The organism is Beduini sp. (assembly GCF_047239305.1).
Taxonomy (GTDB): domain Bacteria; phylum Bacillota_I; class Bacilli_A; order Erysipelotrichales; family Coprobacillaceae; genus Beduini.
Window position 1 is genome coordinate 231586 of the sequence record NZ_JBKTEM010000003.1, and the last position, 13641, is coordinate 245226.

General features: G+C 35.6%; 14 protein-coding genes. 12 read left to right on the top strand and 2 right to left on the bottom strand.

Annotation, left to right across the window (positions count from 1 at the left end; all coding sequences use genetic code 11):
* Positions 1-47: 47 nt before the first annotated feature.
* Positions 48-1184: a nucleotidyltransferase gene (locus ACLRVU_RS07430; protein WP_412891392.1), complete on the bottom strand. Its 1137-nt coding sequence runs from the start codon at positions 1182-1184 to the stop codon at positions 48-50.
* Positions 1185-1623: 439 nt separating this feature from the next.
* Here ACLRVU_RS07430 and ACLRVU_RS07435 point away from each other — a divergent pair, with 439 nt between their 5' ends.
* The 6 genes from ACLRVU_RS07435 (at position 1624) to ACLRVU_RS07460 (ending at position 9310) form a co-directional block, all read left to right on the top strand.
* Positions 1624-3438, top strand: coding sequence for a peptide ABC transporter substrate-binding protein (locus ACLRVU_RS07435; protein WP_412891393.1), 1815 nt, complete (start codon positions 1624-1626; stop codon positions 3436-3438).
* A gap of 18 nt (positions 3439-3456) precedes the next feature.
* Positions 3457-4404 (top strand): ABC transporter permease, encoded by a 948-nt coding sequence (locus tag ACLRVU_RS07440; protein ID WP_412891394.1) that lies wholly within the window; start codon positions 3457-3459, stop codon positions 4402-4404.
* On the top strand, positions 4404-5330 hold the full coding sequence (locus ACLRVU_RS07445; RefSeq protein ID WP_147550277.1) for an ABC transporter permease: 927 nt from the start codon (positions 4404-4406) through the stop codon (positions 5328-5330). The genes ACLRVU_RS07440 and ACLRVU_RS07445 overlap by 1 nt, the downstream gene beginning before the upstream one ends.
* An 11-nt stretch (positions 5331-5341) precedes the next feature.
* Positions 5342-6391, top strand: coding sequence for an ABC transporter ATP-binding protein (locus ACLRVU_RS07450; protein ID WP_412891395.1), 1050 nt, complete (start codon positions 5342-5344; stop codon positions 6389-6391).
* Positions 6391-7326: an ATP-binding cassette domain-containing protein gene (locus ACLRVU_RS07455; protein WP_147550271.1), complete on the top strand. Its 936-nt coding sequence runs from the start codon at positions 6391-6393 to the stop codon at positions 7324-7326. The genes ACLRVU_RS07450 and ACLRVU_RS07455 overlap by 1 nt, the downstream gene beginning before the upstream one ends.
* Before the next feature lie 196 nt (positions 7327-7522).
* On the top strand, positions 7523-9310 hold the full coding sequence (locus tag ACLRVU_RS07460; RefSeq protein WP_412891396.1) for a peptide ABC transporter substrate-binding protein: 1788 nt from the start codon (positions 7523-7525) through the stop codon (positions 9308-9310).
* Between the two features lie 90 nt (positions 9311-9400).
* On the opposite strand, the gene ACLRVU_RS07465 is transcribed toward ACLRVU_RS07460, so the two are convergent.
* Positions 9401-9784 (bottom strand): hypothetical protein, encoded by a 384-nt coding sequence (locus ACLRVU_RS07465; protein ID WP_041138726.1) that lies wholly within the window; start codon positions 9782-9784, stop codon positions 9401-9403.
* 226 nt (positions 9785-10010) lie between these two features.
* On the opposite strand from ACLRVU_RS07465, the gene ACLRVU_RS07470 reads away from it, so the two are divergent.
* The 6 genes from ACLRVU_RS07470 to ACLRVU_RS07495 all read left to right on the top strand — a co-directional run bounded on the left by ACLRVU_RS07470 (position 10011) and on the right by ACLRVU_RS07495 (position 13641).
* Complete coding sequence (locus tag ACLRVU_RS07470) at positions 10011-10532, top strand: YceD family protein (protein WP_082029302.1); 522 nt, start codon at positions 10011-10013, stop codon at positions 10530-10532.
* Between the two features lie 14 nt (positions 10533-10546).
* A complete protein-coding gene (rpmF, locus tag ACLRVU_RS07475; RefSeq protein ID WP_041138724.1) occupies positions 10547-10714 on the top strand; it encodes a 50S ribosomal protein L32 in 168 nt (55 codons plus the stop codon).
* A 144-nt stretch (positions 10715-10858) separates the two neighbouring features.
* Positions 10859-11854: a dipeptidase gene (locus ACLRVU_RS07480; RefSeq protein WP_412891397.1), complete on the top strand. Its 996-nt coding sequence runs from the start codon at positions 10859-10861 to the stop codon at positions 11852-11854.
* Between the two features lie 131 nt (positions 11855-11985).
* Positions 11986-12411: a division/cell wall cluster transcriptional repressor MraZ gene (mraZ, locus tag ACLRVU_RS07485; protein WP_412097045.1), complete on the top strand. Its 426-nt coding sequence runs from the start codon at positions 11986-11988 to the stop codon at positions 12409-12411.
* 11 nt (positions 12412-12422) lie between these two features.
* Positions 12423-13367: a 16S rRNA (cytosine(1402)-N(4))-methyltransferase RsmH gene (gene rsmH / locus ACLRVU_RS07490; protein ID WP_147550258.1), complete on the top strand. Its 945-nt coding sequence runs from the start codon at positions 12423-12425 to the stop codon at positions 13365-13367.
* A complete protein-coding gene (locus tag ACLRVU_RS07495; protein WP_412891398.1) occupies positions 13354-13641 on the top strand; it encodes a hypothetical protein in 288 nt (95 codons plus the stop codon). The genes rsmH and ACLRVU_RS07495 overlap by 14 nt, the downstream gene beginning before the upstream one ends.

Genomic DNA, 13641 nt, shown 5'->3' on the forward strand with positions numbered 1-13641 from the left:
GTTCCATTATAGTATTTTGAAACGGATTTGAAAAGATAAATGTCATATTAAATCCGAATTGGCTTTCCTTTGTATTCCTTTTCAATTAACGTTAAGCGTTTTTTTAATGGCAAAGCACAGGCATACAGCTTTGTTGCTTTTAACTCTAAATCAAGTAAAGGGCTTTGAGAGGAAGAAAAATTACTGATGATTGGAATCGGTGATTTCTTTTTGATTTGATTTAAATAGCGTTGACCGACAGCATTCATTCCCAAAACGCGTACATAATCGATCGGATAAAGACCGCGAGGCTGATTCATTAATATAGAAAGAATCGTTCTTTGAATACGGGCTTGAGTATAACGCTTGGAAGTAAGAGAAAGAATGAAGTCTTCCATGGAAGCAGCTGTCACAATCTTTTTAACCATCAGTTTATCGATTCCCTCATCTACTAAATGATATTGGTCTAAATGAGGATTAGAAATCAGCTCATAATAAAGAAGATCATAAAAATCTTCCAACAGGATTGGATTTTTTACTAATTCTTTTGCCATCGGTGTTGTCTCGCTAATATCAGTATGGTCTTTCAAGGCTTGACGAATACTGGTTGCAGAACTGATTTTTCCATGAAGAGAACTATCATGAAAATCATTGGTACGCGCAATAGAGATTGGCTGAATCGGGTAATGCTGTTTCATAATTTCTTTAATATAGCTAAAAGCCAGTAAATCGTTAGGCATTCGGATTTCCTTATTTAATAAGACAGAAAGGGCCTGATTGCAGGCAGTGGGATAGCGAGCGCCTTGCTTCATCGCTTCTTTGACCAGTTGATCATAATGATCCTGCTGTGAATTGATGGCTTGTGCGATCTGACAAAGTTCGTCAGTATTATTCGATTCACTCCCGTAAACTAACATATCAATGCCTAAAGCATTTAACAGTGTCAAAGCACCGCCGGCAAAGTAGTCCGCACTTTGAGTGGCATAATTAAAAGGCAGTTCGATCACAAGATCCACGCCATATTCTAAAGCAAAGCGAGTTCGAGTCCATTTGTCAATCACGCTGGGTTCCCCTCTTTGGGTGAAATGTCCGGACATGACAGCGATCAAAACATCGCAGTTTGTTTTTAAGCGGGCTTGTTTTAAATGATGAATATGACCGTTATGGAATGGATTATATTCGACAATAACTCCGGTAACTGGCATAGAAAACCTCCTTGGAAATAGATATATGTTTACTTTATCATACAATTTATCTAAAATCACCATAAAAAATGTATGGAATTTATAAACAATTAAACATTTTTGAAGAAATTCAAGAAAAATAGAGTGTTTAGGCAAAATTAAAAAATCGAGTAATACATTTGAGAGTGAATTAAGAAAAATAACACAAAAAAAGCTTGAAATCCCATAATTGAATGTGAAAATCATAAATTTTATTCTTCCCAATAAAAATAATTGTTTCGATATATACTAATTTTAACAAAAAATATCATTGCTTTATATAAAAAATCTAAATTTAGACCATTAAAAAAGAAAAGTGTCATAAAAAAGTTGTTGACAATTGTATACATTCCGATTAAACTAGAAGCATGAACCAGGTGCTGCCGGTTCAAGTTTAAAAAATTTATAAGGGGGATTTATAATGAAGAAATTACTCTCATCATTATTAGTCGCAGCAATGGCGCTTACTTTAGCTGGCTGTGGCGGTAAAGGCGATTCTTCAGGTTTAACGACTTATCATGATTATGAGTTGACAAGACAAGAAATCGAAAACTTCAATTTGTTGACATCAGCTCAATCAAAAGATTTAAATGTCTTGACAAACTGTGTCGATGGGTTAGTTGAACATGACAAAGATGGTAACATTATTCCGTCATTAGCGGAAAAATGGGAACCAAATGATGACAAAACTGTTTGGACATTCCATTTAAGAGATGGTCTTCAATGGATTAACAACAGTGGTGAAAAAGTAGCTGATTTAACAGCAGAAGATTTCGTTACTGCATTAAAATACATTTTAACAGCAGATAACCAATCTAACAACACTTCAATGCCAATGGAAATGGTAAAAGGAGCGGCTGAATACTATGAAGCTACTTTAGCTGGTACAGCAACTGATGAATTATGGGAACAAGTAGGAATTAAAGCTTTGGATGACAAAACTGTTGAATATACAATGGTAGCTCCAAAACCTTACTTTGATACAGCAACAACTTATGCTGCATTCTATCCTGCACCAACTGAATTCTTAAAAGAAAAAGGGTCTTCTTACGGTACTGGAATTGATACAATTCTTTACTGTGGTGGTTATTATTTAACTAGCTTTGAAAGCGGAGCAAATAAAACTTACAAAAAGAACCCAACATACTGGGATACAAAAAATATTCCGTTTGATGAAGTATCAGTAGTAATGTTAGAATCTCAGGACAGAGCATTAGATATGTTCGAAGCCGGAGAATTGGATCGTGCATTATTAACACAGGAACAAATCGTTACTCAAAACAAAGCAAATGATGAACGTTTAGTAGAAACAAGAGTAGGACAGCACGTTTACTCATTGTATTTCAACTATACATTAGATGCTTCACAAGATGGTTCAGCAGATTGGAATAAAGCTGTAACTAACGAAAATTTCAGAAAAGCTTGGTACTATGGTATGGACTTTACTGAAATCGTTAAGTTCACAAATCCATATAGTTATGAATCAATGATGTCAAATGTATACTCACCTGAAACTTTATCTAAAAATTCTAAAGGGGTTGACTATACAGATTTAGGTGATTTAGCTGCATATAATCCAGATAAATCACAGGCTCGTTTAGACGATGCTAAATTTAAAGAAGCAAAAGAAACTGCAATGACTGAATTATCTTCACAAGGAGTTACTTTCCCGGTTAAAGTATACTTAGCTTACCAATCAGGAAGTAAAACAGAAGAAGATAAATTCCAAATCTCTAAAAAAGCTTATGAAGATAGTTTAGGAACTGATTTCATACAAGTAATCGGTCAGCCTTATATCAAATCTTCAGTAAGTGAAGTTTACAGCAAAAACTTACAGTCTATCATGGTAGGTGGATGGGGAGCTGACTACGGTGATCCATACAACTTCGTGTTCCAGTTATCATCTGAACCAGGAAACTACATGAATGTTAAATATTCTCATTTCACAGATGAAACTTACAACAAAATGGTAGATGAAGCAAACCAGATTACAGAATTAGATGCTCGTTATGAAGCATTCGCTAAATGTGAAGCTTACGCTTTAGAACATGCCTTAATCGTTCCAGGATTTGTAAACGGTGTTGAATGGCAAGTAACTAAAGTCAATGATTACTCAAAACCATACGCTAAATATGGTATTGCCAATAGAAAAATGAAATATTGGGAAACAAAAGCAGAAGCCTATACTGCAGATGAATATAAAACATTAGCTGAGAAAGCCGCTAAAGCTAACTAAGGATAAAGACGTTTATCAATGGTTAAATATTCGATTAAAAGATTGTTACAATCACTTGTAACAGTCTTTATCATTATTACTGTTGTCTTCTTGTTGTTACGTTTGATGCCAGCTACAGGGTACTTCGCAGATGACGAATTATTAAAGATGACACCAGAGCAAATTAACACTCAGCTAAAAATGATGGGATTATTAGATAATCCATTCGTTCAATTATTCAGATTTTATGGGCAAATTTTTACATTTAACTTCGGGCTTTCGATGAAGCTTGCGAAAAATAAACCAGTGACGTCAATTATTGGATCAAAATTTCCAGTATCTTTAGCATTCGGCGTTGTTTCACTGATTATTAGTATTATTTTAGGAGTATTATTAGGGGTTCAGCAGGCACGTAAAAAAGGGAAATTCTCTGATGCGGCTGGAACAGTGTATACGATCTTCGTAAACTCTGTACCACCGTTAGTAACTTATGCTTTGATTTTGGCATTCGGGACACGTGTATTGGGACTTCCGTCACTTTATAAAAAAGGAAATTTAATTTCTGCCATCTTACCGGTTATCTCAATGTCTTTAGGTTCAATCGCAGGATATGCGCTATGGACAAGACGTTACATGGTAGATGAATTAAACAAAGATTATATTAAATTAGCAAGAGCGAAGGGACTTCCATATTCAACCATCATGACAAAACATGTATTGAGAAATGCGTTTGTACCTTTAGCACAGTATTTACCGGCTTCATTCTTATTGACGATCGGTGGATCACTATTAGTTGAAAGATACTATTCAATTCCAGGGATGGGATCATTATTAGTAGATGCGATTCAAAAGCAAGATAATACAGTTGTACAGACATGTGTGCTTCTATATTCTATCTTAGGGATCGTAGGGGTATTCTTAGGGGATATCTTAATGATGATTATTGACCCGAGAATTTCATTAGATTCAAAAGGAGGTACACGTTAATGGAAGAAACGAATTTAACTGAAAAAGAGTTATTTACATTAGTAGAGTATTCTCCTGAAGACGCAGAAAAAACTGGATATTCTGATTATTCTTATTGGAAATCAGTATTTTCAACATTCTTAAAAAATAAAGTAGCTGTTACTTTATTGGTTTTATTTGTTGCTGTCGTAATTTTTTCTTTCGTCGCTTTAAGTATTGCCAAATTCAGCTACAATATGGCACCAAATACACCGGATATGTTATTAACACCAAACTCTACATATTGGTTTGGGACTGATTCTATCGGGCGTGATATGTGGTCACGTGTATGGTATTCTTCACAGGTATCATTGAAACTGGCCGGTATCGTTGCTTTAGGTGAATGTTTGATCGGGGTTATTATCGGATGTTTATGGGGATATATTAGAAAATTAGACCGTTTCTTTACAGAACTTTACAACATCATCGCAAACGTTCCTCAGATCATTTATTTAACACTGATTGCTTTTATCGTTGGTCAGGGGTTCTGGTCACTGGCTATGGCATTGATCTTTACAGGTTGGCTGGCCATGGCACGTAATGTCAGAAACTTAGTTTTAATGTATCGTGACCGTGAGTATAACTTAGCATCAAGATGTTTAGGAACACCTTTAAGACGTATTTTAACGAAGAACTTAGTTCCTTATTTAGTAAGTGTGGTTATTTTGAGATTAGCATTGTCTATTCCAAATACAATCTCACTTGAATCAACCTTATCTTACTTGGGGTTAGGATTACCGCTTGACATACCATCACTAGGTATTTTACTGCGTGATGCACGTACGGTATTCTTGAATTTCCCTCACTTATTAATCTTTCCGGCATTGATCGTATCGCTGATTACCATTACTTTCTATTTGATCGGTAATGCGTTCTCAGATGCATCAGATCCAAGAAATCACGTATAGGAGGTAAAATCATGGAAGAAAGAAAACCAATCTTATCTGCCCAAGATATTGAGATCGAGTTCACATTACGTGGCAGAAAACTAAAACCTATTCGTAAATGTTCATTGGATCTTTATGAAGGGGAAACCCTAGCAATCGTTGGTGAATCAGGTTCAGGTAAATCTGTATTCACAAAATCATTCATCGGAATGTTAGATAACAACGGGGGAATTAAAAGCGGTTCAATCATGTTTGAAGGGGTTGACATCGCTAAATATACAAAAGAAACAGATTGGCTGAAGATTCGTGGTAAGAAAATCGCAATGGTTTTCCAGGATCCAATGACATCATTAAACCCGCTTAAAGTAATTGGGGAACAGATTCGTGAGGTTATTGAACTGCACCAAGGAATCAAAGGCGAAGAATCAAAAGAATTAGCGATTCAAATGCTTGAAAAAGTAGGGATTACCGATCCTAGAAATCGTTATAACCAATACCCACATCAATTTTCAGGTGGGATGAGACAGCGTGTTGTTATTGCAATTGCGGCAGCATGTTATCCACAAATTCTGATTTGTGACGAACCGACAACGGCTTTAGACGTAACGATCCAAGCACAAATTTTGGACTTGATCAGAAACTTACAAAAAGAAATGGGAATGACTGTTATTTATATCACCCATGACTTAGGGGTAGTAGCAAACGTTGCTGACCGTGTAGCTGTTATGTATGCCGGAGAAATCGTTGAAGTTGGAAAAGTAGAAGAAATTTTCTATGATGCACAACATCCATATACTTGGGCGTTATTATCATCATTACCACAATTAGGGGTAAAAGGTGAGCCTTTAGCAACCATCGATGGGACACCGCCAAACCTTTACAATGAAATTAAAGGAGATGCTTTTGCACCACGTAACCGCCATGCTTTAAAAATTGACTTTATTGAAAATCCACCTTATTTTAATGTCACAGAGACACATAAAGCAAAAACTTGGTTATTGGATCCAAGAGCGCCGAAAGTGGAACATCCACATGCAATTCAGAAGTTAAGAGCTAGACTTAAAAGGGAGGGTAATCAGTAATGGCAGAAAAAGAAAAATTAATTGAAGTCAAAGACTTACAGATTACTTTCAGAGTCGGTAAAAAAGACTTCGTTGCTGTTGATGATGTAAATTTTGATATTTACCGTGGAGAAACGTTCTCATTGGTTGGAGAATCAGGATCAGGGAAAACGACAATCGGTCGTGCCATTGTCCGTATTAATCCAACCAGCAAAGGAGAAATCTTATTTAACGGTAAACAGATTAACGGAAAAATTTCTAAAGAATTAGACCGTGAGGTTATTCAAAAATGTCAGATGATCTTCCAAGATCCAATGGCATCATTAAACGAAAGAGCGAAAGTTGATTATATCATTTCTGAAGGATTAATTAACTTCCACTTATATAAAGATGAAAAAGATCGTGCTGCAAAAGTGCAGAATGCTTTAAAAGAAGTTGGACTTTTACCGGAGTTTGCTTCTCGTTTCCCTCACGAATTCTCTGGTGGACAGAGACAGCGTATCGGAATTGCCAGAGCATTGATCATGGAACCGGAATTTGTCGTAGCCGATGAACCGATTTCAGCATTGGATGTATCTATCCGTGCTCAGGTCTTAAACTTATTAAATAACTTAAAACAAAAACGTGGGTTGACTTATCTGTTCATTGCCCATGACTTATCTGTAGTACGTTTCATTTCAGACCGTATTGCGGTTATCCATAAAGGACGTATTGTGGAATTGGCGGAAACGGAAGAATTATTCCATCACCCATTGCATCCATATACAAAAGCGTTGCTTTCTGCGGTACCGACACCGGATCCGGAAATTGAAAAACAAAAGAAATTAATTGTATATGATCCATCTATCCATGATTATTCAGTGGATAAACCAAAATGGGTTGAAATTCTGCCAGGACATTTCATTTATGCAAATGATAAAGAAATTGCAGAATACAAAGAACAAATCAAAGACTAAGATCGCCTTAGTCTTTTTTTATGCGGAAAATATCGAAATGGCAGAAAGGAAAGCGAATACGTTTTTATTCTGTCGAAAAAATTATACATGTATAGATGTTTTTGTGTGCGAAAATCTAAACAGTTATTGACAAATCGATAGAAAATGATAAAGTAATAATTGGGCAAAAACTAGCCTTAGGATAAGGAGGAAAATTATGAAAAAACTTTTAGGCGCATTGCTTGTTTGCGCTATGGTTTTAACCGGATGTGGATCACAATCTGGTGGAGGAGATCAGCTATCAGTTTATCATGATTACGAAACGGCTAACAGAGAAGTTACATCATTCAACTATTTGGGTGACTATCAGGCGATCAACCTGCAAGTAGTAACAAACTTTGTAGATGGTTTAGTAGAACATGATGAAAAGGGGAAATTGATCAACGCATTAGCGGAATCTTATGAAAAGAACGATGATGCAACTGTTTGGACATTTAAACTTAAAGATGGGATTAAATGGCTGAAACGTGACGGAAGCGAATATGCTGACGTAAAAGCAGAGGACTTTGTAACTGCAGTAAAATATACTTTAACAGCAGCAAACAAATCTTCAAATATACCAATGGTAACTTCATTTATTAAAGGTGCAGAAGAATATTACAAAGCATCTGATGAAGGGACAGCAACTGATGAATTATTTGAAAATGTTGGGGTTAAAGCTTTAGATGACAAAACAATTGAATTTACAATGGTAGCATCTAAACCTTATTTCGATACTGCTTTAACTTATGGATGTTTCTATCCTGTAAATGCTGATTTCTTAAAAGAAGTTGGGGAAACTGCTTTTGGGTCAGATCCAGATAAAATTCTTTATAACGGATGTTATTTAATGAAGGAATTCACTAAAGATTCATATAAAGAATATGTAAGAAATGAAAAATACTGGGATGTTAAAAACGTTCCATTTGAAACAGTGCAAGTAACAATCATTGAATCTTTATCAAGAGCTTACGATATGTTTGCAACTGGTGAATTAGATCGTGCAGTCTTAACACCTGAAAACATCATGGTGTTAAATAAAGAAGGAAGCGAATACTATGATAATTTAGTAGAAACTCCTGCCGGACCTTATTCATATGTTATTTGGTTTAACCATGACCAAGCTGGAAATCCAGATTGGAATGCAGCAACTAACAACATTAACTTCAGAAAAGCTTGGTACTATGGTATCAACCCTACTAAATTCCAAAAACGTACTAACCCAATTAATCCATCTGCATTAAACAACAATACTTATACTGCCAGTGGATTAGTAAGTACAAGTGATGGAACAGATTACACAAAATTAGATGAATTAAAAGCTTTCAACGGAGATGGTATTACTCAATATCAACCAGAAAAAGCAGCAGAATATAAAGCAAAAGCAATGGAAGAGTTAGCAGCTCAGGGAGTTACTTTCCCAATCAAAGTAAGTTATCCATATCAAAACGGTAACCAAACTTCTGAAGAAACATTCCAAGTAGTTAAAGGAAGCTTTGAAGAAAGCTTAGGTAGTGACTTTATCGTTATAGAAGGATTACCTTATATTAAATCAGCTACTTCTGAATTATATTCTAAAAACTTACAGTCTATCCAAATCAGTGGTTGGGGAGCTGACTACGGTGATCCTCAGAACTATTTAGTTCAGTTAACACAAGAAGGAACAATGAATCAAAACTATATTCACTTCACAGATAACGAATTAGATAAAATGGTAGCAGAAGCTGATAAGATCTTAGACTTAGACACTCGTTACCATGAATTCGCTAAGATTGAAGCTTATGTATTAGAAAATGCGTATGTTGTACCAATGATGGTAGATGGTCATCAAGTTGAATTAACTAAAGTTAATGATTACTCTAAACCTAACGCTAAATATGGTATGGCAGCTAAGAAGATCAAGTATTGGGAAACTAAGAACGAACCATATACAAAAGCAGAATACGAAGAAGCGGCTAAGAAATAATAGGCAATTTCTTGCAGTCTTATAAATAAAATTAAACTTGAACACAGCACAAAAAAAGGAACTCCGACGGGAGTTCCTTTTTATTTATAATTATAGAAGCGCCATGATGGCTGAAGGAATAACGAAGCCAACACCGCAAATGATGTTAGAGATTAGTTTTGCCTTTTGCATTTGAATCGGTTTTATTTCCGGATCTTCCTGAATTTCTGTGTCGACATAGTCCAGCATCTGTCTGCTTTTGGCTTTTGTCTTAGGTAAAGGCTTTTGTTTCGTATGACCGGGAATGATACTCACTCCATCTAGTTTTAGGTAATTAAACCACGCCAGCATCAAATAGAAAGCGCCTAAGAAGATCATTGGGAACTCTGCCATCGTCATCGCTGTGGATACACGAAGATATTGAGCCCATAAAAAGGAAAGGATTAATCCAATCACTATTTTAATGATACATTTCTGTAGAATCAACGATTTCATAAAGTACCTCCTGAATAATATGCATTATACCATAATTCGGTATAAAACTATAGAAAAAAGTTAAAAAAAGTAATATTTAGATTGAAAAGTTCACTTATTGTGGTATAATAAACCAGTGCAATCGTGATGCATTCAATATATGGAAGATAGAAAAATATTATGTTTTTCTCATAATAATTTGACATTACGCACTATCTTTTATATAATTGATTTTGCGCTAGTTGAGGTGATTCTTTTGAAGTGGAACTTACAATGGCTTTTAAAACAAAATAATGGAGAATTCTCGTTTTCTGATGAACTTGTTTTTCCTAAAGAAGCATTTCTTAAATTCAATAATTTGTTGGATTTAAAAAATGTTTACGTGCAAGGAAATGGCCGTTTGGTAATCAAGGATCAGCGTTTATATATCGATATGAAAATTACCGGGACGATGGTGTTACCTTGTGCGCTGACTTTAGAAGAAGTCGATTATCCATTTGAGATCGAATCCACTGAAGTGTTTTCTTTCGATAAACCTTCTCCTGATGAAGATGTTCATGAGGTGAAGAAGAATATCGTAGATATAACACCTATTATTTTCCAAAACATTATGGCGGAGGTTCCTTTACGTGTTGTCAAAGAGGGCGCGAAAGTAAAGACCGAAGGCGAGGGCTGGAGAATTATTAGTACCAAAGAAGAAGTAACTGATCAAGAGATCATAGATCCTAGATTAGCGAAATTAAAAAATTATTTTAAGGATAAGAATTAGGAGGGTGTACGATCATGGCAGTACCATTTAGAAGAACTTCAAAAACTGTAAAAAGAAAAAGAAGAACTCATGACAAATTAACCGCACCTACATTAGTGACATGCCCTAACTGTGGTGAATATACATTACCACATAAAGTATGTAAACATTGTGGTCATTACAACGGTAAAAAAGTTCTGTAAAAGATTCATCATAGATTAGATATATCTTTACTATGATCTTAGAGGCAAGATGATTGATTAATTTCAATGATCTTGCTTTTTTTGCTTTTAAAAATAAAAGTCTATGTTATGATATAGACAATATAATAATTGAGGAGGGATATTATGAAAGTAATCGATATGCATTGTGATACGATCATGGCAATCTATGAGGGAGAAAAGAAGAATGAAAAGCTCGAGCTGCGTCAAAGTGACCTGAATATCAGTGTTGAAAAAATGGAAAAAGGGGATTATTTGGCACAGTGTTTCGCAATGTTTGTTCCGCTTGGCAATGTAGAAAATGCGTTTGAAACAGTAAATGAAATGATCGATGTATTTTATCAGGAACTCGATAAAAATTCGGATAAGTTGGCACTTGCTTTAAATTATGAGGATATTATTGAAAATCAAAAAGAAGGAAAAATGTCAGCAATATTAACGATTGAAGAAGGGGGAACAACGAAAGGAAATCTTCACTTCCTAAGAAATCTCTACCGTTTAGGGGTACGTATGATTACTTTGACATGGAATTATGAAAACGGAATTGGATTCCCTAACTTAATGAAAAGTGCAGATGGGACAACCGATTCTACTATTCCAAACACAAAAGATGGATTAACGAAAGAAGGGATTGCCTTAGTTCAGGAAATGGAAAGACTAGGTATCATCATTGATGTTTCCCACTTATCTGATGCCGGCTTCTATGATGTACTAAAATATACGACAAAACCATTTGTTGCCAGCCATTCCAATGCGCGAGGACAATGCAACCATGTTCGTAATATGACAGATGATATGATTTTAAAATTAGCACAGCGTGGTGGAGTGATGGGGATTAACTATGCTGCCAGCTTCTTAGAAGTGCCATCAACTGATGACACTAACTTTATGTCTACCATCGATAATATGGTTAAGCATATTCAATATATTAAAAATTTAGCTGGGATTGACTGTATCGGGTTAGGCAGTGATTTTGATGGGATTCCGCAAAATTTAGAGATGAAAGATGCTTCAGAACTGCCTGAATTAGAGAAAGCAATGATCGAAGCCGGATTTAGTCAAGAAGAAATTGAAAAGGTATTCTATAAGAACGTATTACGTGTTTTTAAAGAAGTACTTTAAAAAGAAATGTGAGCAACTTCAGAGAAGTTGCTTTTTTTTATTAAAATAAGTGTACAAATCAAGGTAATTTGCTTATAATAGTGGTAAGAAGTGTATAAAAGTGGAACAAAGTGGGTGATATAGGCGTGTTCATGGGTGAATTCAGACATAATATTGATACAAAAGGCCGTTTAACATTGCCTTCTAAGTTTCGTGACGCTTTTGATGCTTCTGTCGTTGTGACCCGTGGATTTGACGGGTGTTTAAATGTGTATTCGTTAGACCAGTGGCAAAAAGTATTTGAAAAACTGCAAAGAATGCCGACAAATAAAAAAGAGGCACGTACTTTTGTGCGTTTATTTACAGCCAAAGCATCAGAGATTGAATTTGATAAGCTGGGACGAATTAATTTGCCTAAACCTTTGGTCGATGAAGGACATTTGGAAAAAGAATGTGTCATTGTCGGGGTCGGAGACCATGTGGAAATATGGAATGCAGAGGCTTGGGATGATTACTACAATGACGAAAAAGACAATTTTGAAAATATATCTGAATCTTTAGAAGATTTTGAATTTTAGGAGAGAACAATATGTTTGAACATATCAGTGTCATGCTTAATGAAGCAGTAGCAGGATTAAATATTAAGGAAGATGGAATCTATGTGGACTGTACGTTAGGCGGTGGCGGTCATAGTTCAAAGATTTTGTCACAGCTGACATCGGGACATCTTTATGCGTTTGATCAGGATGAAACGGCAATAAAAGCTGCTCAGGCTAAATTATCAAAAATATCGGATCATTTTACGATTATCCATTCCAATTTTGTGAATTTAAAAGAAAAGCTGAACGAACTGGGTGTGGAAAAAGTAGATGGCATTCTATTTGATTTAGGGGTATCGAGTCCGCAGTTTGATGAAGGCGGACGAGGATTCAGCTATAACTATGATTCTCGTTTAGATATGAGAATGGATCAGCGTCAGAGCTTGGATGCCTATCAGATTGTCAATGAGTATCCTTATGAAAAAATAGTAAAACTATTATATATGTATAGTGACGAAAAATTTGCAAAGCAGATTGCCAGAAAAATTGAAAGCAGAAGAAAAGAAAAACCTATTGAGACTACTTTTGAACTTGTGGAAATCGTGAAAGAAGCGATTCCGGCTCCAGCCAGACGAAAAGGCGGACATCCGGCAAAAAGAACATTTCAGGCATTGCGAATCGCTGTCAATGATGAGCTAAATGTATTTGAATTAGCCTTGAATCAAGGGCTAAGCATGTTAGAGGTGGGGGGCAGAATATCGGTTATTACATTCCATTCCTTGGAAGATCGAATCTGCAAAACAATTTTTAAAGAAAAGACCGAAGTAAAAAATGTACCCGGATTGCCAGTGCTGCCGGATTATCTTTTACCGAAGTTTAAACTAATAAATAGGAAAGCGTACACTGCCAGTGCAGATGAGTTAGAGATGAATCATCGCGCACATTCGGCGAAACTGCGTGTTATAGAGAGGGTGGCTAATGATGAAGAAAAATAAAAAGAAGAGCTTTGAAGCAAAAGCTAAATATTGTTTGATCGCAGCATTTAGTATTTATATCGTTGGTGGATTAGCTATCAAATCCATCGAATCTTCAATGAATGTTGAACAGCAAATTATTGAAGGAAAAATCCAAACATTAAAAAGTGATATTGATGGATTAGATATCGAAAGACAAAATATGACGTCTTTTGCACATTTAAATGACGTGGCCACTGGTCAGGGTTTTTCATACAGCCATAATGATGTAACAGCGTACGTAACAAGTGAGTAG

Bases quoted from the DNA above. Each gene is read 5' to 3' on its own strand.
- ACLRVU_RS07430 (WP_412891392.1), bottom strand. From the start codon at position 1,184: ATGCCAGTTACCGGAGTTATTGTCGAATATAATCCATTCCATAACGGT.
- ACLRVU_RS07435 (WP_412891393.1), top strand. From the start codon at position 1,624: ATGAAGAAATTACTCTCATCATTATTAGTCGCAGCAATGGCGCTTACT.
- ACLRVU_RS07440 (WP_412891394.1), top strand. From the start codon at position 3,457: ATGGTTAAATATTCGATTAAAAGATTGTTACAATCACTTGTAACAGTC.
- ACLRVU_RS07445 (WP_147550277.1), top strand. From the start codon at position 4,404: ATGGAAGAAACGAATTTAACTGAAAAAGAGTTATTTACATTAGTAGAG.
- ACLRVU_RS07450 (WP_412891395.1), top strand. From the start codon at position 5,342: ATGGAAGAAAGAAAACCAATCTTATCTGCCCAAGATATTGAGATCGAG.
- ACLRVU_RS07455 (WP_147550271.1), top strand. From the start codon at position 6,391: ATGGCAGAAAAAGAAAAATTAATTGAAGTCAAAGACTTACAGATTACT.
- ACLRVU_RS07460 (WP_412891396.1), top strand. From the start codon at position 7,523: ATGAAAAAACTTTTAGGCGCATTGCTTGTTTGCGCTATGGTTTTAACC.
- ACLRVU_RS07465 (WP_041138726.1), bottom strand. From the start codon at position 9,784: ATGAAATCGTTGATTCTACAGAAATGTATCATTAAAATAGTGATTGGA.
- rpmF (WP_041138724.1), top strand. From the start codon at position 10,547: ATGGCAGTACCATTTAGAAGAACTTCAAAAACTGTAAAAAGAAAAAGA.
- ACLRVU_RS07480 (WP_412891397.1), top strand. From the start codon at position 10,859: ATGAAAGTAATCGATATGCATTGTGATACGATCATGGCAATCTATGAG.
- mraZ (WP_412097045.1), top strand. From the start codon at position 11,986: ATGGGTGAATTCAGACATAATATTGATACAAAAGGCCGTTTAACATTG.
- rsmH (WP_147550258.1), top strand. From the start codon at position 12,423: ATGTTTGAACATATCAGTGTCATGCTTAATGAAGCAGTAGCAGGATTA.
- ACLRVU_RS07495 (WP_412891398.1), top strand. From the start codon at position 13,354: ATGAAGAAAAATAAAAAGAAGAGCTTTGAAGCAAAAGCTAAATATTGT.